This is a genomic window from Cryobacterium flavum, assembly GCF_900103805.1.
In the GTDB taxonomy this organism is placed as follows: Bacteria; Actinomycetota; Actinomycetes; order Actinomycetales; family Microbacteriaceae; genus Cryobacterium; species Cryobacterium flavum.
Map to the genome: position 1 here is coordinate 237,432 of NZ_FNIB01000007.1, position 24,650 is coordinate 262,081.

Genomic DNA, 24,650 nt, shown 5'->3' on the forward strand with positions numbered 1-24,650 from the left:
ATGGCATCACCACAAGCATCCGTCACCCGGCCCAGTAACTGGAACGTTCCCAACCTGATCACGGTCGTGCGCATCCTGCTCGCCCCCGTTTTTATCTGGATGCTGCTGGCCGCCGACGGCCCTCAGGACACCCTGCGCTGGGTCGCCGCCGTGCTGTTCATCATCGCCATCGCCACCGACGGCATCGACGGCATGATCGCCCGCCGCCACAACCTCGTCACGGACCTCGGCAAGATTCTCGACCCGATCGCCGACAAGATCCTCACCGGTGGCGCCCTGGTCTGCCTGTCTATTCTGGGGGAGTTGCCCTGGTGGGTGACCATCGTCATCCTGGTGCGAGAGATCGGCATTACGGTGTTCCGCTTCGTCATGCTGCGCGACCGGGTCATTCCGGCCAGTCGCGGCGGCAAGCTCAAGACCGTTGCCCAGTCCGTGTCGATCTCGCTCGCCTTGCTGCCGTTCAACCAGGTGTTCGGCGACTGGGTGGACTGGCTCAACACGGCCACCATGACCATCGCGCTCGTGCTCACCGTAGTCTCCGGCCTCGACTATCTGATCTCGGCCTGGCGCCTGCGAAAGCACGACGTTGCCTGACCCGGCCACGGTCACGGGTTCACTCCCCGTAACTCACCCGGCCCAGTCGGCTGGGCCAGCGGATGCGACGGCCGAGCTGATCGCCGAGCTCACCACCCATCACCTCACCATCGCCGTGGCCGAGTCGCTGACCGGCGGACTGCTCGTGGCTGAGCTCGTGCGCATTCCCGGGGCATCCGTTGTGGTGCGTGGGGGAGTCGTTGCCTACGACACTGCCCTGAAGCGCAGCCTGCTGCACGTCGACAGCAGTGTGCTGAACGTGCACGGCCCCGTCCACGCCGACGTCGCCAAGCAGATGGCCGGCGGGGTGCGCACCCTGCTCGCGGTGAACGGCGTACGCGCCGACATCGGTGTGTCGACGACCGGTGTCGCCGGGCCCGGCCCCGACGGGGGACACCCGGCTGGAACGGTGTTCATCGGTCTCTCCAAAGGCACTGGATCCTGGGCTGTTCCACTGCACCTCCATGGTGACCGGGGAGAGATTCGCGCCGAAACCGTGAGCCATGCGATCGATGCTGTGCGTGCGCTGATAGCGCAGGGTGACGCGGAATAGTTCCTGTTACGGGCTGGTTACATCGAAGACATTCACAAGCAAAGCCCAGTGATTCTCGGTAGTGTCAACGTGTCGGATGAATGCAGTATTGTAAGCATCCAGCATCGCATTCCGGTAGTTATTAGGCATAAGAAGGAGGTTCCGATGATTCTTGTTCGTCAGGAAATCGGCGATGTGCTCAGGGACTTCCGCCTGCAAAAGGGGCGTACCCTGCGTCAGGTCGCAAGCAAAGCCAGCGTCGCGCTCGGCTACCTCAGTGAGGTAGAACGAGGACAGAAAGAGGCCTCTTCGGAGATTCTCGCTTCTGTCGCCGATGCACTGGAAACCCCGATCTCGGTCATCATGCGCGAAGTTGGCGACCGTCTCGCCGTCATCGAGGGAATCGATCAGTTCCCCGACACGGTACCGGACGAGTTCGTCAACACGTTCGATGCCGATCTCATGGTGCGTTAGTCATCAACCGGTAGCGTTCCTAGGATTTTCAGTATCATCAACCACCGTCGACACAGAGTGTCGGCGGTGGTTGTCATTTCAGGTTGAAGGAGTGTCGTGCGACTCAGTGAATTTCGCACCGCGATGAAAGAAGAGTTCGGCGACGCCTACGGGCGCGTGCTCACCCGTGACCTCGTTCTCACCCCGCTCGATGGGCGTACCGCTGATCAGGCCCTCGCTGCTGGTGTTCCCGCCCGCGAGGTCTGGCTGGCGCTCTGCGCCGAAGTCGATGTGCCGCGCAGCCGCTGGCACGGTGCCGGCATTCCTGCTCCGCGCCAGTAGCGTCGTTCAGCCTCCTCGGGTTAGGCCGATATTTCGACACGCCGCAAAAACATTCCCGATAATGGTCGAATACCTGTTCGGGCTTGATAGGCTCCTCCACAGCAGACAATCTGACAGATTGCGCACCGTTTGATCGTGCTCCCGACCAGTGTCGGAGGTGCGGCGTACAGTCGAATTTGTCAGAGAAAGTCGGCAAATGCCTTGTCGAAACGTGCATCAGGGTCCGACCCTGCGCGGGCCGACAGCCTACAGGCGCCACCACGCACACCCGCAGCGCCGTTCACAACCGGCGACAGTGCAGAACCCAAGGAGATCACCACCATGGCATCACAAGCGGACCGCGAGAAAGCCCTCGAAACCGCCCTCGCGCAAATCGATCGTCAGTTCGGCAAGGGATCGGTCATGCGCCTCGGCAGCGACGAGCGCGCCCCCGTCGAGACCATTTCTACCGGGTCGGTTGCTCTCGACGTCGCACTCGGCATAGGCGGGTTACCGCGTGGTCGCATCGTGGAGATCTACGGCCCGGAATCCTCGGGTAAGACCACACTCACCCTGCACGCCATCGCGAACGCGCAGAAGAACGGCGGCATCGCCGCCTTCATCGACGCCGAGCACGCCCTCGACCCGGAGTACGCCAAGAAGCTCGGCGTCGATATCGATGCCCTCCTCGTCTCCCAGCCCGATACCGGTGAGCAGGCCCTCGAAATCGCCGACATGCTCGTGCGAAGCGGGTCCATCGACCTCATCGTCGTCGACTCCGTTGCCGCCTTGGTTCCGCGCGCCGAGATCGAGGGCGAGATGGGTGACTCGCACGTCGGCCTGCAGGCCCGGCTCATGTCCCAGGCCCTGCGTAAGCTCACCGGTGGCCTCAGTCAGACCAACACCACCATGATCTTCATCAACCAGTTGCGCGAGAAGATCGGTGTGTTCTTCGGTAGCCCCGAGACCACCTCGGGCGGTAAAGCCCTCAAGTTCTACGCCTCGGTGCGCCTCGACATTCGCCGCATTGAAACTCTCAAAGACGGCACGGATGCCATCGGTAACCGCACTAGGGTCAAGGTCGTCAAGAACAAGATGGCGCCGCCCTTCAAGCAGGCCGAGTTCGACATCATGTATGGCATCGGTATCTCCCGTGAGGGCAGCCTGATCGACTTCGGTGTCGACCAGGGCATCGTCAAGAAGTCCGGCGCATGGTACACCTACGACGGCGACCAGCTCGGCCAGGGTAAAGAGAACTCGCGCAACTTCCTGATGAAGAACCCTGACATGGCCAACGAGATCGAGCGCAAGATTCTGATCAAGCTCGGTGTCGGTCCAGAGGGCATCGCGGCCAAAGCCGCCGAAAAGGCCGCTGCCGCAATCGCGCTGGAGGCCGAAACCAAGGCTAAGGCCGAAGCGGATGCCGCAGCCGTGCTGGTCGGCGGCCCTGTCGTCACCAAGGTGGCCCCCGCCCGCAAGACCGCCTAACCGGCCGCGCCACACCAAACATCAGTTCCGCAACGACAACAAAAGGTAGGTCACGCTAATGGTGCACTTCGAACCCCCGGACGATGCAGCAGAACGCGCCGACTCCGGTTTGGCTCCCGTGACCTACCTGCCCGGTGCGGCACCGGGCATGAAACGCCGCTCGCCGCTCGAACCCCGCCCGGCGGCGGCCGACAGGTTCGCCGCCGCGGCGGCTGCCGCTCGGGAGGCAGAGGCCGCCGCCGATAACGAGGCCGAGAGTATCGACAGCGACCAGGTCGACGACGAAGCCACCGCAGCAGACTTTGCCGCTGATGCGGCCGATCAGCGGGAGCGGGCCGAAAAGGTGCTGTTGCACCGGCTGCGCGGCCGCTCCCTCTCCACGGTCGAAGCCCTCCTGGTACTGAACGCTACCGGGGTCGACTCCGGTGAAGCCAGCGAGATCATCGAGAAATTCATTGAGCTGAACTACCTCGACGAAGCCAAGCTTGCCGACCAGATCATCCACAGCCACAACGTACGCAAGGGCCTCGGCCGCACCGGCGTTGAAGCCGAAATGCGCAGGCGCAAACTCGACCCGGGCGTCATGATGGACAAGCTCGAAGAACTTCCCGACGACGAAGCCGAACGCGCCATCGACCTGGCCACCAAGCGCATCGGGCAGATGGAACGCTTCGACGACCAGACCATCGACCGTCGCCTCACCGGCTTTCTCATGCGTAAGGGCTACAGCTCGGCAGCGGTACGACTCGCCGTCAAAGCAGCCATGGACAGCCGTGGTGGCGGCGGCGCCTCCCGCGTGCGTTTTCGTTGATGCTGGCCGCTGATGCAGGCGTGGGCCTGGCTCACGGCCCGCACACCGAATTGCTCGCGTAAACTATACCCACTATGAGTATCGTCGCCCCCGAACTAGCCCGCCGAACCGTGATCACACCCTCGGCAGCCGCGATCGACGAGTCGGGGCGCGCGCGCACCTACGAGGTGCGCACCTTCGGCTGCCAGATGAACGTGCACGACTCCGAACGGCTCAGCGGTTCGCTCGAGGCGGCCGGCTACGTCTCGGCCGATGGCGGCGAGGCCGACATTGTCGTGATCAACACCTGTGCCGTGCGTGAGAACGCCGACAACAAGCTCTATGGCAACCTCGGCTACCTCGCCTCGGTGAAGCGCAAGCACGCGGGCATGCAGATCGCCGTTGGCGGCTGCCTCGCTCAAAAAGACAAGACCACCATCCTCGAAAAGGCACCGTGGGTCGACGTCGTCTTTGGCACCCACAACATGGGCTCCCTGCCCAGCCTGCTTGAACGGGCCCGGCACAACGGTGAGGCTCAACTCGAAATTCTCGAATCCCTCGAGACCTTCCCCTCGACCCTGCCCACCAAACGGGACTCCAGCTACAGCGGCTGGGTCTCGATCTCGGTCGGCTGCAACAACACCTGCACGTTCTGCATCGTGCCGGCCCTCCGCGGCAAGGAGAAAGACCGCCGCCCGGGCGAGATTCTCGCCGAGATCCAGGCCCTTGTCGATGACGGTGCCATCGAGGTCACCCTGCTCGGCCAGAACGTGAACTCCTACGGGGTCGAATTCGGCGACAAGCTCGCTTTCGGCAAGCTGTTGCGCGCGGCCGGCAAGATCGAGGGGCTGGAGCGCATCCGCTTCACCAGCCCGCACCCCGCCGCGTTCACCGACGACGTCATTGACGCCATGGCGGAAACGCCGGCCGTCATGCCGCAGCTGCACATGCCGCTGCAGTCGGGCTCCGACCGTATCCTCAAGTCGATGCGACGCTCCTACCGCGGTGCGAAGTTCCTCGGCATTCTCGACCGGGTGCGTGCCCAGATGCCGAGCGCGGCCATCAGCACCGACATCATCGTCGGTTTCCCCGGCGAAACCGAAGAGGACTTTCAGGAAACCCTGCGGGTTGTTGAACAGGCCCGGTTCGCGACGGCGTTCACTTTTCAGTACTCCATTCGCCCTGGCACTCCGGCCGCGACAATGCCTGACCAAGTTCCCAAGGCCGTCGTGCAGGACCGCTACGAGCGACTCGCGGCCCTACAGGAGCGCATCTCCCTCGAAGAGAACCAGGCGATGATCGGCCGTGAGGTTGAACTGCTCGTCGCCAACGAGGGCCGCAAGGACAGCGATACCCACCGGCTGAGTGGCCGCGCGCCCGACAGCCGCCTCGTGCACTTCGACGTGCCAGTCGGTTCACCCCGTCCCCGTCCCGGCGATATGGTCACTGTCGTCGTCACCCAGGCCGCACCGTTCCACCTCATCGCAGACTCCACCGACGGTGCGCCGCTCCGCATCCGAACGACTCGGGCCGGCGAGGCGTGGGACCGCATGGAAGCCGAATCCTGCGGAGTACCCGCTCATGGTGGCGCAACCGGTGGCGCCGGCCCCATTTCGCTCGGTTTGCCGACGATCGGCCTGCGGCTCGAGGGTGGCTCTACCACCATCCCCATCTATAACGTGAACGACGACGAGCGCTAGGAGCCGTGTCGACAGTACCAGTTGTCACAGCCGACCCAGCGGCTCTGATTGCGATCGTCGGGTCGACCGGCACCGGCAAGTCGGAGCTGTCCCTCGACTTGGCCGAAAGGCTGATCCAGCGCGGACAGTCGGTTGAAATCGTCAACGCCGACGCCATGCAGTTCTACCGCGGCATGGACATCGGCACGGCGAAGCTCACCGTGCCCGAACGCCGCGGCATTCCGCACCACCTGCTCGACGTGCTGGACGTGACCGACGAGGCCACCGTCAGCAATTACCAAACGGATGCCCGCGCCGTCATCACCGAGATCCGCGCGCGCGGGGCTGTGCCCATCCTGGTCGGCGGCTCGGGCCTCTATGTCTCGTCGGTCGTGTTCGACTTTCAGTTTCCCGGCACCGATCCGATACTGCGCGCCCGGCTTGAAGCCGAACTCAGCACGAGCGGACCCGGCCTGATGTACACCCGGCTGCAGGCCGTCGACCCGCAGGCCGCCCTGCGGATCGGGCCGAGCAACGGTCGCCGACTGGTGCGGGCCCTGGAGATCGTCGAGCTCACTGGCGCCCCGCATCTGGCGGCCTTGCCCGAGGAACCGGTCTACTGGAAGCCCACCGTGCTGCTCGGCCTGCGTACGCCGCGCGAGCAGCTCACCCCGCGGCTTGATGCCCGGGTCGAGCGGATGTGGGCGGCCGGCATCGTCGACGAAGCCCGAGGGCTGCTTGCGGCCGGCATCGAAAATGGAGTGACGGCGAGCCGCGCGATCGGCTACGCGCAGGCACTCGGCCAGGTGCACGGCACGCGCAGCCAAGCTGAGGCCGTCGAAGCGACCCAGCAGCTGACCCGGCGTTATGCCCGCCGGCAGGTGAGCTGGTTTAAACGCTACGCGCACGCCCACTGGGTCGAATCCGATGCGGCAGACCGGGTCGATGACGCCCTTGCACACGTCGACCTGGGCAGTGCGCCCAGTGCCCTCCCGGCACGACCGCTCTGAGCTGCCCGGAAAGTCTCGCAGCGGCCGCCCCGTAAACTGGCAGCATGGGCATCACTCTGAACTTCACCAAGGGCCACGGCACGGGCAACGACTTCGTGCTGTTCGCTGATCCCGACGGAACAACGGAGCTCACGCCGGCGCAGATTCGTGCTGTGTGCGACCGCAAGTTCGGCGTCGGTGCGGACGGCATCATCCGTGCGGTTCGCAGCAAGAACCTGCCTGACGGCGCGGCCGCTCTCGCTGAAGACGACGCTGCCGAGTGGTTCATGGACTACTGGAACGCCGACGGGACCGTCTCGGAAATGTGCGGCAATGGCATCCGTGTGTATGCCAAATTCTTGATTGAGAACGACCTCGCCGAGCTGCTGCCCGGCGACACCCTGACCATCGGCACTCGCGGGGGCGTGCGGGACGTACAGCGCAACGCCTCCGGCTTTCAGGTGGACCTCGGCCGATGGAAGCTCGACGGCACCGAGCCGCTCGTGCGCACCAAGAACCTGCCCGTGGCGCGGCCGGGACTCGGCATCAATGTTGGCAACCCGCACACGGTCGTCGCCCTCGCCGACGACGATGAACTTGACGCGGCCGACCTCACGTTCATTCCGCAACTCGATCCCGAGCCGGCCGACGGCGTGAACGTTGAATTCGTCGTGCCCAACGAACCGCTGGTCGTCAACGGCGTCGGGCGCTTCCGCATGCGCGTACACGAACGCGGCAGCGGGGAGACGCTGTCCTGCGGCACCGGAGCGGTCGCGGCCGCCCTCGCCACTCGGCACTGGGCCGGCAAATCGGCGCCGCACCAGTGGCGGGTCGAGGTTCCCGGTGGCGTGCTCGGAGTGCGCATGTTCCCCGCCGAGGACGGCGAGCACGTGTCGCTGTCCGGGCCGGCAGAGCTCGTCTTCGACGGGGTTCTGAACCTGGGTTAGTCGCGGTGCACTGCCAGCACTCGGAAACCCTTGCTGATGGCCTCACGCGTGGTTTCGAAGTTGTCGGGGAGTTCGGCGGCGAGCCAACGCTGGAGCGAATCCGAACCGAGGTTGCGTTGCACGACGAGCCAGGCATCCGCTTCTGATTCGAGGCGGGGTAACCAGGTCGTCATGAGCCCATGCAGTTCGTCCTTGCCGACGCGAATGGGCGGGTTCGACCAGATGGTGCGAAAGCTGATGTCGGTGGGCACATCGGCGGCGAGCACGGCGTTGATGTTGGTCAGGCCGAGCGCGGCGGCGTTCGTGCGCACGAGATCGAGGGCACGCTCGTTGACGTCGACGGCCCAGATGGTGGCGTTGGGGGAGGCCATGGCGAGGTGCAGGGCGATCGGGCCCCAGCCGCAGCCAAGGTCGAGAAAGTGACCGGTCAGCGGCGGCTCGGGGGCGTACTTGAGTAGAACCTCGGTGCCACCGTCGATGTGGGCGGGGCTGAAGACCGAATTGGCGGTCGTCAGGAGCCGATCCTGGCCGTGCAACTGCACCGTGATCTGGCGGGTTTTCAGTACGGTGCCGGGCGCCGGAGAAAAATAGTGGTCGGACGACATAAGAGGAACCTTTCAACTTCGTTGAACTAAGGTTAATGGGATGAATGATCCAACGGCGCCCTCGGGCAACGACGCGGTAGAAAACACCGCGGTAGTAAACACAGGTGCAGAAGCCCCAGACGCAGACGATGTCGTCGCGCGCGTGTTGGCCAGCGCCGACAGCAAGGCTGCCGGCTACTCCCTGTTCCGCAGCGGGGCAGCCCAGGCCCTGCAAACTCACGCATCCGGCGAGTACGACGGTAGCGAGCACGACGGCGACCAGTCCGAACGTGCTGACCGCAACGCCCTGCGGCGAGTCGGCGGGCTATCGACCGAGCTGGAAGACGTCACCGAGGTTGAGTACCGCCAACTGCGGCTCGAAAACGTCGTTCTCGTGGGTGTTTACACGCACGGCACGGTCGATGACGCCGAGAACTCCATGCGCGAACTGGCCGCCCTCGCCGAAACCGCCGGGGCAACCGTACTCGACGGTCTGCTGCAGCGCCGGGCCACCCCCGACCCGAGCACCTACCTCGGCAAGGGCAAGGCCCAGGAAGTCGCCGACATCGTGAAGGCGCTCGGCGCCGACACCGTCATCGCCGACACCGAACTCGCGCCCAGCCAGCGCCGTGCCCTCGAAGACGTGGTCAAAGTGAAGGTCATCGACCGTACAGCCGTCATCCTCGACATTTTCAGCCAGCACGCCAAGAGCCGAGAGGGCAAGGCGCAGGTCGAACTCGCCCAGATGGCCTACATGCTCCCGCGCCTGCGTGGCTGGGGTGACTCGATGTCTCGCCAGGCCGGTGGCCAGGTCGGTGGCACCGGTGCCGGCATGGGCTCCCGTGGCCCCGGTGAGACCAAGATCGAACTCGACCGACGCCGCATTCACACCCGGATGTCCAAACTGCGTAAGCAGATGGTCGAGATGAAGCCGGCCCGCGAGGCCAAACGCGCCAACCGCAAGCGCAATGCCGTTCCCTCGGTCGCCATCGTCGGCTACACCAACGCCGGCAAGTCCAGCCTGCTCAACCGCATCACCAAGGCCGGAGTGCTGGTCGAGAACTCCCTGTTCGCGACCCTCGACGCCACCGTGCGCAAGTCGACGACCGCCGACGGGCGTCTGTACACCCTCACCGACACGGTCGGTTTCGTGCGCAACCTGCCGCACCAGCTGGTCGAAGCCTTTCGCTCGACCCTGGAAGAAGTCGCCGACGCCGACGTCATCGTGCACGTCGTCGACGGCTCCCACCCCGACCCCGTGGCCCAGCTCGCCACCGTGCGCGACGTCATCTCCGAGGTCGGCGCCCGCGATATTCCCGAACTGGTCGTCTTCAACAAGAGCGACCTGATCAGCGACGACGACCGGCTGGTACTGCGCGGCCTGGAGCCGAAGGCAACATTCGTGTCGGCCCGCACCGGTGAGGGCATCGACACTGTGCTCGCTGCCGTTGCGCTGCTGCTGCCGACACCGCAGATCGAACTCGACCTGCTCATTCCCTATGATCGCGGCGACCTCATCGCCGTTCTGCACGACGTGGGCCGCATCGAGACGACCGAGTACATCGAGACCGGCACCCACGTCACTGCGTTCGTCACTCCCGAGATCGAGCCGCAGTTCGCCCCCTTCGTCATTCTGCCCACGCTCTCCGCCTGATTCCCACCGCCCGTCGGCGCACCAATGACACGAACTGTCACATTGGTGCGACCCGGCGCTGGTGTTGTTAGTGTCTAATCAATCGTTGCCGACGGAATCCATTCCCCGGCATGGAGCGACAGCCGAGCCCGGCACCCGCCCGCGAAAACCCACCAGTGTTCTGGTGTGTCCGCGGCCGCCCGGCCATCACCCGCTGTACCGTTTCTGCCGAATGAGGACCCATGACCGCCCCAACGCCCAACGCGTGTGACGCCCGCCCGGCGTTCTCGTTCGAGGTGTACCCGCCGAAATCGGTGGCCGCAGCATCCGCTCTCACCCGCACCATCGATCACCTTGCCGCCGCCGGCCCCGAGTTCATCTCGGTCACCTACGGCGCCAACGGTTCGTCGCGCAATTCCTCGCTCGACGTGCTGCGCTACATCAAAGACCACACCTCAGTGGATGCCATGGCTCATCTCACCTGCGTCGGCTCCTCGCACACAGAAGCCAGCCGCCTCATTCGCGAGTTTCTCGACGCCGGCATCCGCAGCTTTCTGGCCATTCGCGGCGACGCGCCGCAGGGCGCGGATGAGGGCGACACCACCTTTCTCGGCGACCTGCACAGCGCGGGGGAGCTGGTCCAGCTCATCCATCGAGTGCAGATCGAACGGGTGCCGTACATCGAGACGGTGATTCCGGGCCTGCCCGGTGCCCGCGGGGTGAAAACGGAACGCAGCAAGGTACGCATCGGCGTTGCGGCCTTCCCCAACGGCCACCCGAACTCGCGGTCGGTCACCCAAGACATCGACACCCTGCTGGCCAAGCAGGCCGCCGGAGCCAACCTGGCGATCACCCAGCTGTTCTTCCACGCCGACGACTACCTGAGCTTCATCCAGCGGGCTCGCTCCGCCGGAGTGCTCTTACCGATCCTTCCCGGCATCATGCCGGTGACCAGCCCGAACCGGTTGCGCCGTATTCTGCAGCTCTCCGGCGAGAAGCTGCCCGCCGAACTGTCCATCCAGCTCGAGGTCGAACCGACCGACGAAGGCCAGCGCCAGATCGGCATCGACTACGCCGTACGCCTCGGCCAGGACGTTCTCGCGGGCGGCGCCCCCGGGCTTCACCTCTACGCCTTCAACCAGCACGACACCGTGCTGAAGGTTCTCGAAGGGTGTGGGGCACTGCCAGTGCCCGCTGCCATGCCCTAGGCCGCACGCCGCTCAGGCGCGAGGCCCACCCAACACGTTCGTTCCTCCGACCGTTCCAGCCATCATCGCTCCAGTGAAGGAATCACCATGCCCATTTCGCCAGTTTCCAGCACCTTTCCCACCGGCACCATCCTCGGCTACCCACGCATCGGCCGACGGCGCGAACTGAAGAAAGCCGTCGAAGCGTTCTGGTCGGGGACGATCGACGCGCCGGCCCTGGAGGCCGTCGCCGCTGGGCTGCGGCAGCAGACCCGCGATCGGCTCGCCAGTCTCGGGCTGGGCCGCACCGACTCGTCGATCCCCGAGTCGTTCTCCTACTACGACCAGGTGCTCGACACCATCGTTGCCGTCGGCGCGGTTCCCGCCCGGTTCGCCTCGCTCGTCGCCGCTGACGGCACCCTCGACCTGGCCGGATACTTTACGCTGGCCCGTGGCGCGGGCGAGAACCTGCCCCTCGAGATGACCAAGTGGTTCGACTCCAACTACCACTACCTCGTGCCCGAGATCGGACCGGAGACCGCGTTCTCGCTGGCCGGCGACCGCATCGTACGTGAATTCATCGAGGCCAAAGCGGCCGGGTTCCTCACCCGTCCGGTGCTCGTCGGCCCGGTCACTTTCCTGCTGCTCAGCAAGGCCAGTGACGAAGCCCCGGCTGGCTTTTCGCCCCTGTCGCGGCTGGACGATCTCCTTCCCGTGTATGCGGCGCTCCTGGCGCGGTTAGCGAATGCCGGAGCCGACTGGGTGCAGCTCGATGAGCCGGGCCTGGTCAGTGAATCCATCGACGTGCCGCGCGCGGAGACGCTGGCGGCCGTCGCATCCGCTTATGGAGTGCTTGGTCGACTGACCGGCCGGCCCGCCCTGTTTGTTGCCGCGCCCTACGGCAGCCTCGACGACGCCCTGCCGGTGCTTGCGGCCACCGCCGTCGAGGCGATCGGGCTGGACCTGGTGCGGGGCACCCTGCCCCGGGCCGTCCTCGGACTGGCCGACAAGACCCTCGTCGCCGGCGTCATTGACGGGCACAACATCTGGCGCGGCGATCTCGCCGGTGCCTTCGAGGCCGCCGAGAGCGTGCGTGCCCTCTCCGCATCGGTCACCGTGTCCACTTCGACGTCACTGCTGCACGTGCCGCACGATGTTGCCGACGAGACATCGCTGCCGGGCTCACTGACCAGATGGCTGGCCTTCGCCGACCAAAAGGTCGGTCAGGTCGCCACCCTCGCGCTCGGACTCACCGCCGGACGTGAGGCCATCGCGGCGCCGCTGGCCGAGGCCGAGGCGGCCCTGGCGGCCAGGCGCAGCGCTCCCGGCGTGCGTGACGGAGCCGTGCGCGGCCGTGCCGCCGCGCTGAGGGAAGCCGACTTCACTCGTGGCGACTACGCCGATCGACTCCTCGCCCAGGAGGCGGCGCTGCACCTTCCGCCACTGCCAACGACCACGATCGGATCCTTCCCACAGACCGCCGACATTCGCCGAGCACGCGCACAGTTCCTCAAGGGAACCCTGGCAGCGGATGCCTACCGCGAGCTGATGCGCGCCGAGATCGGCCGCGTTGTGCAGTTGCAAGAGGAGATCGGACTTGACGTGCTCGTGCACGGCGAACCCGAACGCAATGACATGGTGCAGTACTTCGCCGAGAACCTCGACGGATTCGCCGTGACCGAGAACGGCTGGGTACAGTCCTACGGCAGCCGCTGCACCCGGCCGTCCATTCTGTGGGGTGACGTGTCGCGCCCGGCACCGATCACCGTCGACTGGTCGGTCTACACGCAGAGCCTCACCACCAAGCCGGTCAAGGGCATGCTCACCGGCCCGGTGACGATTCTGGCCTGGTCCTTTGTGCGCGACGACCAGCCGCTGGGCGAGACCGCCCGCCAAGTGGCGCTGGCCCTGCGCGATGAAATCTCCGACCTCGAGGCCGCGGGCATCAAGATCGTTCAGGTCGACGAGCCGGCCCTGCGCGAACTTCTGCCGCTGAAGAAGAAGGATCAGGCCGACTACCTGGACTGGTCGGTCGGGTCTTTCCGGCTCGCCACGGCCGGGGTCGCGGATGCGACCCAGATCCACACCCACCTCTGCTATTCAGAATTCGGTGTTGTCATCGAAGCCATTCGCAACCTCGACGCCGACGTCACGAGCATCGAAGCGGCCCGGTCACGCATGGAAGTTGTGCGGGAAATCGAGGCGGGCGGCTTCGACCACGGCATTGGCGCCGGCATCTACGACATCCACTCGCCGCGCGTACCGAGTGTGGACGAGTTGACCATCCTGCTCGACACCGCCCTGGAATCCATTCCCGAACGCCAAGTGTGGGTGAACCCGGACTGCGGACTGAAAACGCGTGGCTACGACGAGACCGTGCAGTCGCTGCACAACATGCTCGCCGCGACGCGGGTGGTGCGCGAACGCCTCGATGCCACCGTCGGCGTCTAGCGGGGCAGACCGAAAACAGGCCCGATCACCGGTTGGTGGTCGGGCCTTCGTAGATTAAACCGAACGCAGCACCGCGACGACCTTGCCGAGGATGTCCGCAAAGTCGCCGACAATCGGTTCGAAGTTGCTGTTGCGCGGCAGCAGCCAGGTGTGGCCATCGCGCTTTCGCAGAACCTTCACGGTGGCCTCGTTGTCGAGCATGGCCGCGACGATCTCGCCATTCTCCGCGGTCTTCTGCTGGCGAACCACGACCCAGTCGCCGTCGCAGATGGCGGCGTCGATCATGGACTCACCCACGACCTTGAGCATGAACAGCTCGCCCTGCCCAACGAGTTGGCGGGGGAGCGGGAAAATCTCGTCGATCTGTTGGTCGGCCGTGATCGGGATTCCCGCGGCGATACGACCGACGAGGGGCACCATCGCGGCGTCGCCGACCTGAACGCCGGGGTGGAAGCTGTCCTGGTCACCGGTACCGACATCTTCGGGAGCGCGCTGAATCTCGATGAGAACTTCGAGTGCCCGCGGACGATTCGGGTCGCGGCGCAGGTAGCCACTGAGTTCGAGTTGATTGAGCTGATGGGTCACGCTCGACAGTGAGGCGAGCCCGACCGCGTCACCGATCTCACGCATGCTCGGCGGGTACCCGCGCGAACTCACCGAACGCTGAATCACGTCGAGAATAGCGAGCTGCCGCTGGCTCAAACTCTTGCGGCGCCGGGTGCCGCCCTTGTCACGGGTACCGCTGGTGTCCTGTGTCACGATGTGCCCTCCTGGAGTTGGCCCCGCGTGGTCTGAAACCGTGTCACACGGGGATGTCGGTGGTGTCTGGTTGAGTGTAAATCAAGCAATTGGCCTATCGAAAGTTTATCCAGTTCCGAGCCCTGAAACAAACACTTATTCGAGTGTGTTGCGCGAAATTCGGGGTGAGGATCAGAAAAAGCTTGCATGTTCGATTGTTCGAAGTTATATTCGGAACATAGTTTCGTATCCGGCCTTCCCGGCCGAGGGCCGGATACGAGACTCGCAGCCCGCCTACCTTGGAGGTTTGACATGACCACAGCACTTGCACCCACAGCCCGTGAATACGGCGCTTCTCGTACCCCCGGCACCCGTCTGCACCTCACCCGGCGTGGGCGAGTGGTGTTCACGACCCTCGCAGCCGTGCCCCTCGTCATCGGTGCCGTCGCATTCGCCCTCAACGGGGGAGCGGCCGGCGCATCCAATTCCGCCACGGGCATCGACCTCACGTCGTACACGACCGACTCCGGAATCGTGGCGACGCTGGCCTACTCGCCGACCGACGTCGGGTCTGCCCGGTTCATCACAGTCGAACCCGGCCAAACCCTGTGGGACCTCGCCGAAGAGGTCTCGCCGTCCGCCGACCCGCGCGACGTCGTCGCCGACATCAAACGACTGAACGCGCTCACCGTCGAAACGCTCCAGCCCGGTCAGCGACTCGAACTGCCCGCCAACTCGTAAGTAGCAATGCGCGCCAGCACAGGGTCGTAGCATGGAGAGTGTGACCACTCTCGACGATCTTCCGCTCCGCACCAACCTGCAAGGCCTTACCCCGTACGGTGCTCCGCAACTGCACGTTCCGGTGGCCCTGAACGTCAACGAGAACACGCACCCAATTCCCGAAGCAGTGGCCCGCGACATTCTCGCCGGCCTGGCCGAGGCCATCCGCTCGGTGAATCGCTACCCCGACCGCGAGTTCACCGCCCTGCGTGAGGCACTCGCGCAGTATCTTGGCGAGGCACTCACCTCCGACAACATCTGGGCGGCCAACGGCTCCAACGAAGTGCTCCAGCAGGTACTGCAGGCTTTCGGTGGACCTGGGCGCACCCTGCTCGGGTTTGCCCCCACCTATTCGATGTACTCGATCCTCGCGGCCGGAACCGACACCACCTGGATTGCCGGCACGCGCGATGCCGACTACGAGCTGTCGCCGGCCACCGCAGTGAGCCAGATCACTCGCACCAATCCGGACATCATCTTTCTCTGCTCACCGAACAACCCCACCGGCACCCCGCTCTCGCTCGAGACCATCGCCGCCGCCTACGACGCGACCGATGGCATCGTCGTCGTCGACGAGGCCTACGCCGAGTTCGCGCCCGCCGGAACTCCGAGTGCGCTCACCTTGCTGCCAGGCCGGGAGCGACTGTTGGTCTCACGCACAATGAGCAAGGCCTTTGCCTTTGCCGGTGCGCGGGTCGGCTATCTGGCTGCCGATCCGGCGGTAACGGATGCCCTGCGCCTGGTTCGCCTGCCGTACCACCTCTCCACCTTCACCCAGGCCGCCGCAAACGCTGCCCTGGCGCACAGCGCGGAGATGCTCGCCATGGTCGACGATATTCGTGGACAGCGCGATCGGCTCGTGGTCGAGCTGGCCGGTCTGGGCTATGCCCCGCACCGAAGCTGGAGCAACTTCGTATTATTCGGGGGAGTGGCCGACCCGCAGCAGACGTTTGAGGCGCTGCTGGCGGAGGGAATTCTCATTCGTGATGTCGGTATCCCGAACCACTTGCGGGTGACGGCGGGTACCGAGAAGGAGACTTCGCTGTTCCTTGACGCTCTGGCCCGCCTCGGACGACCGATAAACTAGCGCTATGAGCTCACCTGTTGGCATTTCCGCGCCCCGCGTCGCACACCTGCAACGGGAGACGAGTGAATCCAGCATCGATCTCTCACTGAACCTCGATGGCACCGGCGTCAGCGATATCCACACCTCGGTGCCGTTTTACGACCACCTGCTGACAGCCTTCGCCAAGCACTCCCTGACCGACCTCACGGTGCGCGCCAGCGGTGACATCGAAATAGACGTGCACCACACCGTCGAAGACGTGGGAATCGTGCTCGGCCAGGCCATTCGCCAGGCGCTCGGCGACAAGTCGGGCATCTCCCGCTACGGTGATGCCCTCGTGCCACTCGACGAGGCGCTCGCCCAGGCCGTCGTCGATATCTCGGGTCGCCCCTACCTCGTGCACGCCGGCGAGCCGGCCGGCTTCGAATTCCACCTCATCGGCGGACACTTCACCGGCTCCATGGTGCGTCACGTCTTCGAAGCGATCACTTTTCACGCCGGGCTGACCGTGCACGTCACCGTGCTGGGCGGCCGCGACCCGCACCACATCGCCGAAGCCGAGTTCAAGGCCTTCGCCCGTGCGTTCCGTCTCGCCAAGGCCCTAGACCCGCTCGTGCAGGGCATCCCCTCCACCAAGGGAGCCCTGTGACTCGGGTCGTCGTCTTCGATTACGGCACCGGCAACGTGCACTCCGCGGTCAAGGCGCTCGAACTGGCCGGTGCTGACGTCACCCTGACGAGCGACCGCACGGTCGCGCTCGAAGCCGACGGCCTCGTCGTGCCCGGTGTTGGCGCGTTCAGCGCCGTCATGCAGGCCTTCAAAGCGGTTCGCGGCGACGAGATCGTCGACCGTCGCCTGGCCGGCGATCGCCCGGTGCTCGGAATCTGCGTGGGAATGCAGGTCATGTTCGAGCACGGGGTCGAACGAGACGTCGACACCGAGGGCCTCGGCGAATGGCCCGGAACGGTCACCGAACTTCCCGCCGCGATCCTGCCGCACATGGGCTGGAACACCGTCACGAGCGCGCCGGGCTCCGAGCTGTTTCGCGGGATCGAAGACGAGCGATTCTACTTCGTGCACTCCTACGCCGCGCAGTCCTGGACGCTTGAGGTCATGCCCCCGTTCCCCGAACCACGGCTCACCTGGGCCGAACACGGAGCGCCGTTCCTGGCCGCGATCGAGAACGGTCCGCTCACCGCAACCCAGTTCCACCCGGAGAAATCGGGCGAGGCGGGCATCCGCTTGTTGAAAAACTGGATCGGTACCCTGCGCTAATAGAACTGCGCGCCTAGACTGCACAATCCGCCCCACCACTATGAAATTGGCCGCAGCCTGCGACCGCACAACCGAGGACACCAATGAGCGAGTTCAACAAGACACCGAGGCTCGTCCTCCTGCCCGCCGTCGATGTGGCCGGAGGCAAGGCCGTGCGCCTGACGCAGGGCGAGGCGGGTACGGAAACGAACTACGGTGACCCCGTAGATGCTGCGGCCGACTGGGCCAGACAGGGCGCCGAATGGATTCACCTCGTGGACCTCGATGCGGCATTCGGCCGCGGCACCAACACCGGCGTGATCAAGAAGGTCATTCGCCAGGTCAAGGGTGTCAACATCGAGCTGTCCGGTGGTATCCGCGATGATGCATCGCTGGAAGCAGCACTGACAACGGGCGTCAAACGCATCAACCTCGGAACCGCGGCCCTGGAAAACCCGGAGTGGGCGGCCAGCGTGATCGCGCAATACGGCGAGGCCGTGGCCGTGGGACTCGACGTGCGCGGCACGACCCTCGCGGCCCGCGGCTGGACCAAGGACGGGGGCGACCTGTGGCAGGTGCTCGAACGGCTGGAGGAGGCCGGCTGTGCTCGATATGTCGTGACCGACGTCACGAAGGACGGCACCCTGCAAGGCCCGAACATCGACCTGCTCCGCCAGGTACTCGATCGCACCCGCAAGCCGGTCATCGCCTCCGGCGGTATCTCCAGCCTCGATGACATCGAAGCGCTGCGCAAGCTGGTGCCGCTCGGCCTGGAAGGTGCCATCGTTGGCAAAGCGCTCTATGCCGGCGCGTTCACTCTGGCCGAGGCCCTGGACGTCGCGGGGGACTAATGGCAAAGGCGCGCAACCTCGGCTCAACGGGCGATCCCTCCGGTCGACCGGGTTCACAGAGCCAGCCCGGTTCCCAAAGCTCGCCGGGCCAGCCCGGTGAGCCGAGCGAGCTGGCCGATTCGGCCGGTCAGCCCTGGGCCGGCCGAGGATTCGAGGCCAATCTGGACGCCGGCGATGACGGGTCAGCCCCCGCCGCGCTTGCCGAGGCGCTCACCCGCTTTCAGGCCCGGGAAGCGGGCGAAGAAAGCGTCATCGACGCCATCCGCGGTTCCCGCCTGCTGATTCCGCTGGTGACGAAGCTCGGCGAGGCCGCCCTGAACGCACGCGGGCAGACGATCGATAAAACCCAGGAGCTGTCGATCATCACCGTGGCCGGTCCCGACGGCCGCACCGTGTTACCCGCCTTCTCCTCCACGGCCGCCATGACGGCCTGGAATCCCCTCGCCCGACCCGTTCCAGCGGATGCCGTGCGCGTCGCCCTGGCCGCCGCGCAGGAAAACACCGACCTCGTGGTGCTCGACCCCACCTCGCCCGGCGAATTCGTCATCCGGCGACCGGCGCTCTGGGCGATCGCCCAATCCCTGCCCTGGACACCGAGTTATGCCAGCCATCATGTGGCCGACGCGTTCGCCGCATCCATCGCAACGGAGCTGTCGGTGCTGACCGTTCAGCTCTCAGCCGGCGACCCGTTGGGGCGGCTGGAGGGGCCCGAACTGGTGGTACAACTGGAACTGGTCGACGGCCTCACCCAGCCCGACCTGGACACCATTCTGAGCCGGCTCGGCACTCGCTGGTCGGAGAGCGAGGTCATTACGACCGGTGTCGATTCGCTGCGGGTGAAGCTCATCGCCTCGGCCTAGATTTTGCGCAGCACGAATGTCGGTGGGGTAGGCGACAATAACCCTATGACCGACGTTCTCGATCGTTTCTCCTTGGCCTCCCGGGCCTGGTTCACCGAAGCGTTCGACGCGCCGACCGCGGCTCAACTCGGGGCGTGGAACGCTATTTCGCAGGGCTCGCACGCCCTCGTCGTGGCTCCGACCGGATCAGGGAAGACCCTGGCCGCGTTTCTGTGGGCCATCGACCGGCTCTATACCGAGTCAGCACCAGGAACAGAGCAAACCAAGCATGCACCCGCCACTCGTGTGCTTTATATTTCGCCGCTCAAAGCACTCGGCGTCGACGTGGAACGCAACCTCAGCGCGCCCCTGGTGGGCGTCAGCCGCGCCGCTGAGCGGCTCGGGCTCGAGCCGCCGCACGTCTCGGTCGGGGTGCGCTCCGGAGACACACCTGCCGCCGACCGCCGCAAACTGATCACCACGCCGCCCGACATTCTCATCACTACCCCGGAGTCGTTGTTTTTGATGCTCACGTCGGCGGCCCGCGAATCGCTGCGCGGTGTGCAGACGGTCATCATCGACGAGGTGCACGCGGTCGCGGCGAGCAAACGCGGCGCCCACCTGGCCGTGTCCCTCGAACGACTCGACGCACTGCTCAATCAGCCGGCCCAGCGAATCGGACTGTCGGCTACGGTACGCCCGCAGAGCGAAGTCGCACGGTTTCTGGGCGGCGCCGCCCCGGTGCAGATCGTGTCGCCGCCCGCGCTGAAAAGGTTCGATCTGCGTGTGGTCGTTCCGGTCGATGACATGAGCGACCTCGGGCCGGTGCCTCAACGCGAGGGGGTCACGTCGGCCGCGGCGCCGCAGACCGGATCGATCTGGCCCCACGTCGAAGAGGCCATCGTCGACGAAGTGCTGGCACACTCCTCGAGCATCGTGTTTGCCAATTCGCGACGGCTCACCGAACGCCTGACGGCCCGGTTCAACGAAATCTATGCCGAGAGGCTGGCGGCCTCCGCTCTGGTTCCCGTGGTGCACGGAGGTGTTGTGGGGAGTCCTCCGGCCGTTCGCCCGCCAGCCGAACTGATGGGCGCGAGCGGCCAAACCGATGGCGCCGAGCCGCTGCTCGCCCGCGCACATCACGGTTCGGTCAGCAAAGAACAACGCGCGCTCATTGAAGACGACCTGAAATCGGGCCGGCTGCGCTGTGTCGTTGCCACGTCGAGCCTGGAACTCGGCATCGATATGGGCGCCGTCGACCTGGTCGTGCAGGTCGAGTCACCGCCGTCGGTGTCGAGCGGGCTGCAGAGGCTCGGCCGCGCCGGGCACCAGGTCGGTGAGATCAGTCGCGGGGTGATCTACCCCAAGCACCGGGCAGACCTGATCCACGCGGCGGTCGCGGCCGAGCGAATGGTGGCCGGCGCGATCGAATCGCTGCGGGTTCCCACCAACCCGCTCGACATTCTGGCCCAGCAGACCGTCGCGGCCTGCGCGCTCGAACCGATCGACGTGGAGACCTGGTTCGACATGGTTCGGCGCAGCGCACCGTTCGCGACGCTGCCCCGCTCCGCCTACGAGGCCACCCTCGACCTGCTCGCCGGCCGCTACCCCTCTGACCAGTTCGCCGAGTTGCGCCCGCGCATCGTCTGGGATCGCGACGCCGGCACCCTGACCGGCCGTCCCGGCGCGCAGCGGTTGGCCGTCACCAGCGGCGGCACCATCCCTGACCGCGGTCTGTTCGGCGTCTTCATGGTCGGCGGCGAGCAGATCACCGGCAAACGGGTCGGCGAACTCGACGAAGAGATGGTCTACGAATCGAGGGTGGGCGATGTCTTCGCGCTCGGCACCACGAGCTGGCGCATCCAGGAGATCACCCACGACCGGGTACTCGTCGTGCCCGCGTTTGGGCAGCCGGGGCGGTTGCCGTTCTGGAAGGGTGACGGCCTCGGCCGCCCGGCCGAACTCGGTCAGGCCATCGGTGCTTTCGTGCGCGAAGTCGGGAGCCTGCCGGCCGATGCGGCGCGGGAGCGCTGTGCCGTGGGCGGCCTCGATCAGCGCGCCATCAGTAACCTGCTTGCCTTCCTGGGCGAGCAAAGCGGTGCAACGGGCCAGCTGCCTACTGACCGCACGCTCGTGGTCGAACGGTTCCGCGATGAACTCGGGGACTGGCGCGTGGTGCTGCACTCGCCATACGGCACGCCGGTGCACGCACCGTGGGCACTCGCCGTCGGGGCCCGCGTGCGCGAGCGCTACGGAATCGATGGCTCCTGCGTCGCTAGCGACGACGGCATCGTCGTGCGCATCCCCGACACCGAAACCGAACCGCCCGGCAGTGACCTGTTCGTGTTCGATCCCGACGAGCTCGAACAGCTGGTCACCGACGAGGTCGGCGGCTCCGCGCTGTTCGCCTCCCGGTTTCGCGAGTGCGCCGCTCGGGCCCTGCTCCTGCCCCGGTACAAGCCCGGTGTCCGCTCGCCCCTCTGGCAGCAGCGGCAAAAAGCCGCGCAGCTGCTCGACGTGGCCCGCACCTTTCCAACTTTTCCGATCATTCTCGAGACCCTGCGCGAATGCCTGCAGGACGTCTACGACCTGCCGGCCCTCGGGGCGCTGGCCCGGCAGATCGCCTCCCGCGAACTGCGCCTGGTCGAAACCACAACTGAGACCGCCAGCCCGTTCGCCAGCACCCTGCTGTTCGGCTACGTGGCCGCGTTCATGTATGAGGGCGACACTCCGCTGGCCGAGCGGCGCGCCACGGCCCTCGCAATCGACTCGAGCCTGCTCGCCGAACTGCTCGGGCGGGTGGAACTGCGTGAACTTCTCGACCCCACCGTCATCGACCAGACCGACCGGGAGCTGCAACGGCTCGCCCCCGACTATTTAGTGAATGGCGTGGAAGGCGTCGCCGACCTGCTGCGCACGCTCGGCCCGCTGAGCACCGTCGAAGTGGCCGAGCGGATGCTCACGCCCGAGTCGCAGCCCGCCGCCGACTCGCTCGTCGCCGACGACGCCCTGCACGCCCTCGTCGACTCCCGCCGCGCGATCCGGGTGAGCATCGGCGGCCAGGACCGCTGGGCGGCCGTCGAAGACGCCAGCCGGTTGCGCGACGCACTCGGGGTTCCGCTCCCAATCGGTGTACCGGCAGCGTTTACCGAATCCGTCAAGGACCCGCTCGGCGACCTGATGAGCCGCTTTGCTCGCTCGCATGGACCGTTCACCACGCGGGCTGTCGCCGAGCGGTTCGGGCTGGGCGAGGCCGTCGTGCAGATTGCCCTCGGCCGCCTCGCTGATGCCCGACGCATCGTGGCCGGCGAATTCCGACCGAACGGCACCGGCCCGGAATGGTGCGACTCCGAGGTGCTGCGCCGCCTCCGCCGCCGTTCCCTCGCCGCGCTTCGGCACGAGGTGGAACCCGTCGATCAGAAGGCTATCGGCCGGTTTTTGCCGGCCTGGCAACACGTGGGCGGTAAGCTGCGCGGAATCGACGGCGTCGCATCCGTTGTGGAACAGCTCGAGGGAGCGCGCATACCGGCGTCCGCCTGGGAGACGCTGATTCTGCCAGCCCGAGTGAGCGACTACCAGCCGGGCATGCTCGACGAACTCACCAACGCGGGCGAAGTACTCTGGGCGGGCGCGGGAACCCTCGCCGGCAATGACGGCTGGGTCAGCCTGCACCTCGCCGAAACCGCCCAGCTCACGCTGCCACTGCCCATCGATGTGGACATGACGCCCCTGCAGCAGGAGATCCTCGCGACCCTCGGCAGCGGCGGGGCCTACTTCTTTCGCCAGCTCGCCGATGCCGTGGGCAGCCAGGACGACAAGGAATTGGTGCAGGCGCTGTGGGACCTGGTCTGGGCCGGGCTGATCAACAACGACACCTTCGCCCCGGTTCGCTCGCTCCTGGCCGGCGGGCATACCGCGCACCGGCAGAGCCGCGCCGTGCCCCGGGCGCGCCTGCATCGCGGGCGGTCGATGCCGCGGCCCAGTCTGCCGAGTCGCAGCGGACCACCAATGGTGTCGGGGCGGTGGTCGATCCTGCCGGTGGCCGATGACTCGCCGACCCGTCGTGCGCACGCGCTGGGGGAGACCCTGCTGGAACGCTACGGCGTCGTGACCCGCGGCGCGGTGATGGCCGAGGGTGTCGCCGGGGGGTTCTCGCTCGTCTACCGCACGCTCACCGGATTCGAAGAAATGGCCCGCTGCCGTCGCGGCTACTTCATCGAAGGGCTCGGCGCAGCCCAGTTCGCCACCGGCGGCACCATCGACCGGCTGCGCACCTTCGCTGCGGGGGCATCCGACCCGTCCGCTGCCCGACGCACCTCGCCAGCCGTCGCGGTGACCCTGGCCGCAGCGGACCCGGCGAACGCCTACGGCGCCGCGCTGCCGTGGCCGCCGCTGCCCGGCGACACCACCCACCGCCCGGGTCGCAAGGCGGGGGCACTGGTCGTGATCGTCGACGGCGGCCTCGTGCTTTATGTCGAGCGCGGTGGCAAGACTGTGGTTGTCTACGAGACGGATGCTGCCGTGCTCGCCGCAGCGACCGCCAGTCTGGCTGCCCTCGTCACTGCCGGGCGCATCCAGAAGATCGCCGTGGAAACGGCCAACGGCGTGTTCGTGATCGGCACCGAACTCGGCGCGGCCCTGCGCGCCGCCGGATTCACCGAAACGCCGAAGGGGCTGAGGCTGCGTGCCTGAGGGCGATACCGTCTACCGCACGGCTCGTTCCCTCGACCAGGCCCTGCGCGGAAACATCCTGACCGGCTGCGACATTCGGGTGCCGGCCTTCGCCACCGTCGACCTGACCGGGCAGACCGTGCACGAGGTCGTGAGTTACGGCAAACACCTGCTGCATCGGGTCGGCGAGACGAGTATCCACTCGCATCTCAAAATGGAGGGTGCCTGGCACCTCTATCGGCCGGGCACGCGCTGGCACCGGCCGGCGTTCCAGGCGCGTATCGTGCTGCAGACCCTCGAGTGGGTCGCCGTCGGTTTCGAGCTGGGCATTCTGGAACTCGTGCCGACCCGCGCCGAGTCGGAGGTGGTCGGCTATCTCGGGCCCGACCTGCTGGGCCCCGATTGGAGCGCGGTCGACGGTGCCGAGGCCACCAATCGACTCGCTGCCAGGCCCGACCAACCGGTTATTCTCGCGCTCGCCGACCAGCGCAATCTCGCCGGACTCGGCAATGTCTACGTCAACGAGCTCTGTTTTCTGCGTGGACTGCTGCCGACCCGGCCCATGGCTGAGGTCAGCGATATCGCCGGGCTCGTCGCGCTGGCCCGCCGCCTGCTTCTGGCCAACAAGGACCGCGACGAACGCACGACCACCGGCAACCTGCGCCGCGGAGCGCAAGTGTGGGTGTACGGGAGAGGCGGCCAGCCGTGCCGGCGCTGCGGTACCCGCATCAGTCGCGGCACCCTGGGCCGGAGTGATGTCGAGCAGCGCAACACATTCTGGTGCTCCCGCTGCCAGATCTAGC

The 24,650-nt window shown here is 66.1% G+C and carries 22 protein-coding genes; 20 read left to right on the top strand and 2 right to left on the bottom strand.

From position 1 onward, the window contains the following. The 9 genes from pgsA (at position 1) to dapF (ending at position 7,793) form a co-directional block, all read left to right on the top strand. A complete protein-coding gene (pgsA, locus tag BLS91_RS12240) occupies positions 1-594 on the top strand; it encodes a CDP-diacylglycerol--glycerol-3-phosphate 3-phosphatidyltransferase (RefSeq protein WP_092341033.1) in 594 nt (197 codons plus the stop codon). Next, positions 587-1,147: a CinA family protein gene (locus BLS91_RS12245; protein ID WP_338061578.1), complete on the top strand. Its 561-nt coding sequence runs from the start codon at positions 587-589 to the stop codon at positions 1,145-1,147. Before pgsA ends, BLS91_RS12245 begins: the two co-directional genes overlap by 8 nt. A gap of 144 nt (positions 1,148-1,291) precedes the next feature. Then, a complete protein-coding gene (locus BLS91_RS12250) occupies positions 1,292-1,600 on the top strand; it encodes a helix-turn-helix domain-containing protein (RefSeq protein ID WP_092341034.1) in 309 nt (102 codons plus the stop codon). Between the two features lie 96 nt (positions 1,601-1,696). Further along, a complete protein-coding gene (locus tag BLS91_RS12255) occupies positions 1,697-1,921 on the top strand; it encodes a DUF3046 domain-containing protein (RefSeq protein ID WP_092341035.1) in 225 nt (74 codons plus the stop codon). 321 nt (positions 1,922-2,242) lie between these two features. Continuing rightward, on the top strand, positions 2,243-3,388 hold the full coding sequence (gene recA / locus BLS91_RS12260) for a recombinase RecA (RefSeq protein WP_241983118.1): 1,146 nt from the start codon (positions 2,243-2,245) through the stop codon (positions 3,386-3,388). A gap of 58 nt (positions 3,389-3,446) precedes the next feature. Further along, entirely contained in the window at positions 3,447-4,199 is a 753-nt protein-coding gene (locus tag BLS91_RS12265) for a regulatory protein RecX (RefSeq protein WP_092341036.1), read from the top strand. Positions 4,200-4,273: 74 nt separating this feature from the next. Continuing rightward, entirely contained in the window at positions 4,274-5,878 is a 1,605-nt protein-coding gene (miaB, locus tag BLS91_RS12270) for a tRNA (N6-isopentenyl adenosine(37)-C2)-methylthiotransferase MiaB (protein WP_092341037.1), read from the top strand. Between the two features lie 5 nt (positions 5,879-5,883). Beyond that, a complete protein-coding gene (gene miaA / locus BLS91_RS12275; RefSeq protein WP_092341038.1) occupies positions 5,884-6,867 on the top strand; it encodes a tRNA (adenosine(37)-N6)-dimethylallyltransferase MiaA in 984 nt (327 codons plus the stop codon). Positions 6,868-6,911: 44 nt separating this feature from the next. After that, positions 6,912-7,793 carry a diaminopimelate epimerase gene (gene dapF, locus BLS91_RS12280; protein ID WP_092341039.1) on the top strand — a complete coding sequence of 294 codons (882 nt, stop codon included), beginning with the start codon at positions 6,912-6,914 and terminating at the stop codon, positions 7,791-7,793. On the opposite strand, the gene BLS91_RS12285 is transcribed toward dapF, so the two are convergent. Continuing rightward, on the bottom strand, positions 7,790-8,398 hold the full coding sequence (locus BLS91_RS12285; RefSeq protein WP_092341040.1) for a class I SAM-dependent methyltransferase: 609 nt from the start codon (positions 8,396-8,398) through the stop codon (positions 7,790-7,792). The genes dapF and BLS91_RS12285 overlap by 4 nt on opposite strands. Before the next feature lie 40 nt (positions 8,399-8,438). On the opposite strand from BLS91_RS12285, the gene hflX reads away from it, so the two are divergent. From hflX to metE, 3 genes are all read left to right on the top strand, one after another. Next, on the top strand, positions 8,439-10,031 hold the full coding sequence (gene hflX, locus BLS91_RS12290; protein ID WP_092341041.1) for a GTPase HflX: 1,593 nt from the start codon (positions 8,439-8,441) through the stop codon (positions 10,029-10,031). 221 nt (positions 10,032-10,252) lie between these two features. Continuing rightward, positions 10,253-11,218 carry a methylenetetrahydrofolate reductase gene (locus tag BLS91_RS12295; RefSeq protein ID WP_092341042.1) on the top strand — a complete coding sequence of 322 codons (966 nt, stop codon included), beginning with the start codon at positions 10,253-10,255 and terminating at the stop codon, positions 11,216-11,218. Positions 11,219-11,305: 87 nt separating this feature from the next. Beyond that, complete coding sequence (metE, locus tag BLS91_RS12300; protein WP_092341043.1) at positions 11,306-13,648, top strand: 5-methyltetrahydropteroyltriglutamate--homocysteine S-methyltransferase; 2,343 nt, start codon at positions 11,306-11,308, stop codon at positions 13,646-13,648. 54 nt (positions 13,649-13,702) lie between these two features. Here the strand turns inward: metE and lexA are convergent, their stop codons facing one another. Then, positions 13,703-14,407, bottom strand: coding sequence for a transcriptional repressor LexA (gene lexA / locus BLS91_RS12305; protein ID WP_092341044.1), 705 nt, complete (start codon positions 14,405-14,407; stop codon positions 13,703-13,705). Positions 14,408-14,698: 291 nt separating this feature from the next. Here lexA and BLS91_RS12310 point away from each other — a divergent pair, with 291 nt between their 5' ends. From BLS91_RS12310 to BLS91_RS12345, 8 genes are all read left to right on the top strand, one after another. After that, on the top strand, positions 14,699-15,127 hold the full coding sequence (locus BLS91_RS12310) for a LysM peptidoglycan-binding domain-containing protein (RefSeq protein WP_092341045.1): 429 nt from the start codon (positions 14,699-14,701) through the stop codon (positions 15,125-15,127). Between the two features lie 31 nt (positions 15,128-15,158). Continuing rightward, positions 15,159-16,253 (top strand): histidinol-phosphate transaminase, encoded by a 1,095-nt coding sequence (locus BLS91_RS12315; protein WP_092341046.1) that lies wholly within the window; start codon positions 15,159-15,161, stop codon positions 16,251-16,253. A gap of 4 nt (positions 16,254-16,257) precedes the next feature. Further along, positions 16,258-16,881, top strand: a complete 624-nt coding sequence (gene hisB, locus BLS91_RS12320; protein WP_092341047.1) for an imidazoleglycerol-phosphate dehydratase HisB — start codon at positions 16,258-16,260, stop codon at positions 16,879-16,881. Then, positions 16,878-17,507: an imidazole glycerol phosphate synthase subunit HisH gene (gene hisH / locus BLS91_RS12325; RefSeq protein ID WP_092341048.1), complete on the top strand. Its 630-nt coding sequence runs from the start codon at positions 16,878-16,880 to the stop codon at positions 17,505-17,507. The genes hisB and hisH overlap by 4 nt, the downstream gene beginning before the upstream one ends. An 83-nt stretch (positions 17,508-17,590) precedes the next feature. Then, positions 17,591-18,337, top strand: a complete 747-nt coding sequence (priA, locus tag BLS91_RS12330) for a bifunctional 1-(5-phosphoribosyl)-5-((5-phosphoribosylamino)methylideneamino)imidazole-4-carboxamide isomerase/phosphoribosylanthranilate isomerase PriA (protein WP_092341049.1) — start codon at positions 17,591-17,593, stop codon at positions 18,335-18,337. Then, on the top strand, positions 18,337-19,197 hold the full coding sequence (locus BLS91_RS12335) for an SseB family protein (RefSeq protein WP_092341050.1): 861 nt from the start codon (positions 18,337-18,339) through the stop codon (positions 19,195-19,197). Before priA ends, BLS91_RS12335 begins: the two co-directional genes overlap by 1 nt. A gap of 45 nt (positions 19,198-19,242) precedes the next feature. Beyond that, positions 19,243-23,868 carry an ATP-dependent helicase gene (locus tag BLS91_RS12340; protein WP_092341051.1) on the top strand — a complete coding sequence of 1,542 codons (4,626 nt, stop codon included), beginning with the start codon at positions 19,243-19,245 and terminating at the stop codon, positions 23,866-23,868. Continuing rightward, positions 23,861-24,649 carry a DNA-formamidopyrimidine glycosylase family protein gene (locus BLS91_RS12345; RefSeq protein WP_092341052.1) on the top strand — a complete coding sequence of 263 codons (789 nt, stop codon included), beginning with the start codon at positions 23,861-23,863 and terminating at the stop codon, positions 24,647-24,649. Before BLS91_RS12340 ends, BLS91_RS12345 begins: the two co-directional genes overlap by 8 nt. The last annotated feature ends 1 nt before the right edge of the window (position 24,650 follow it).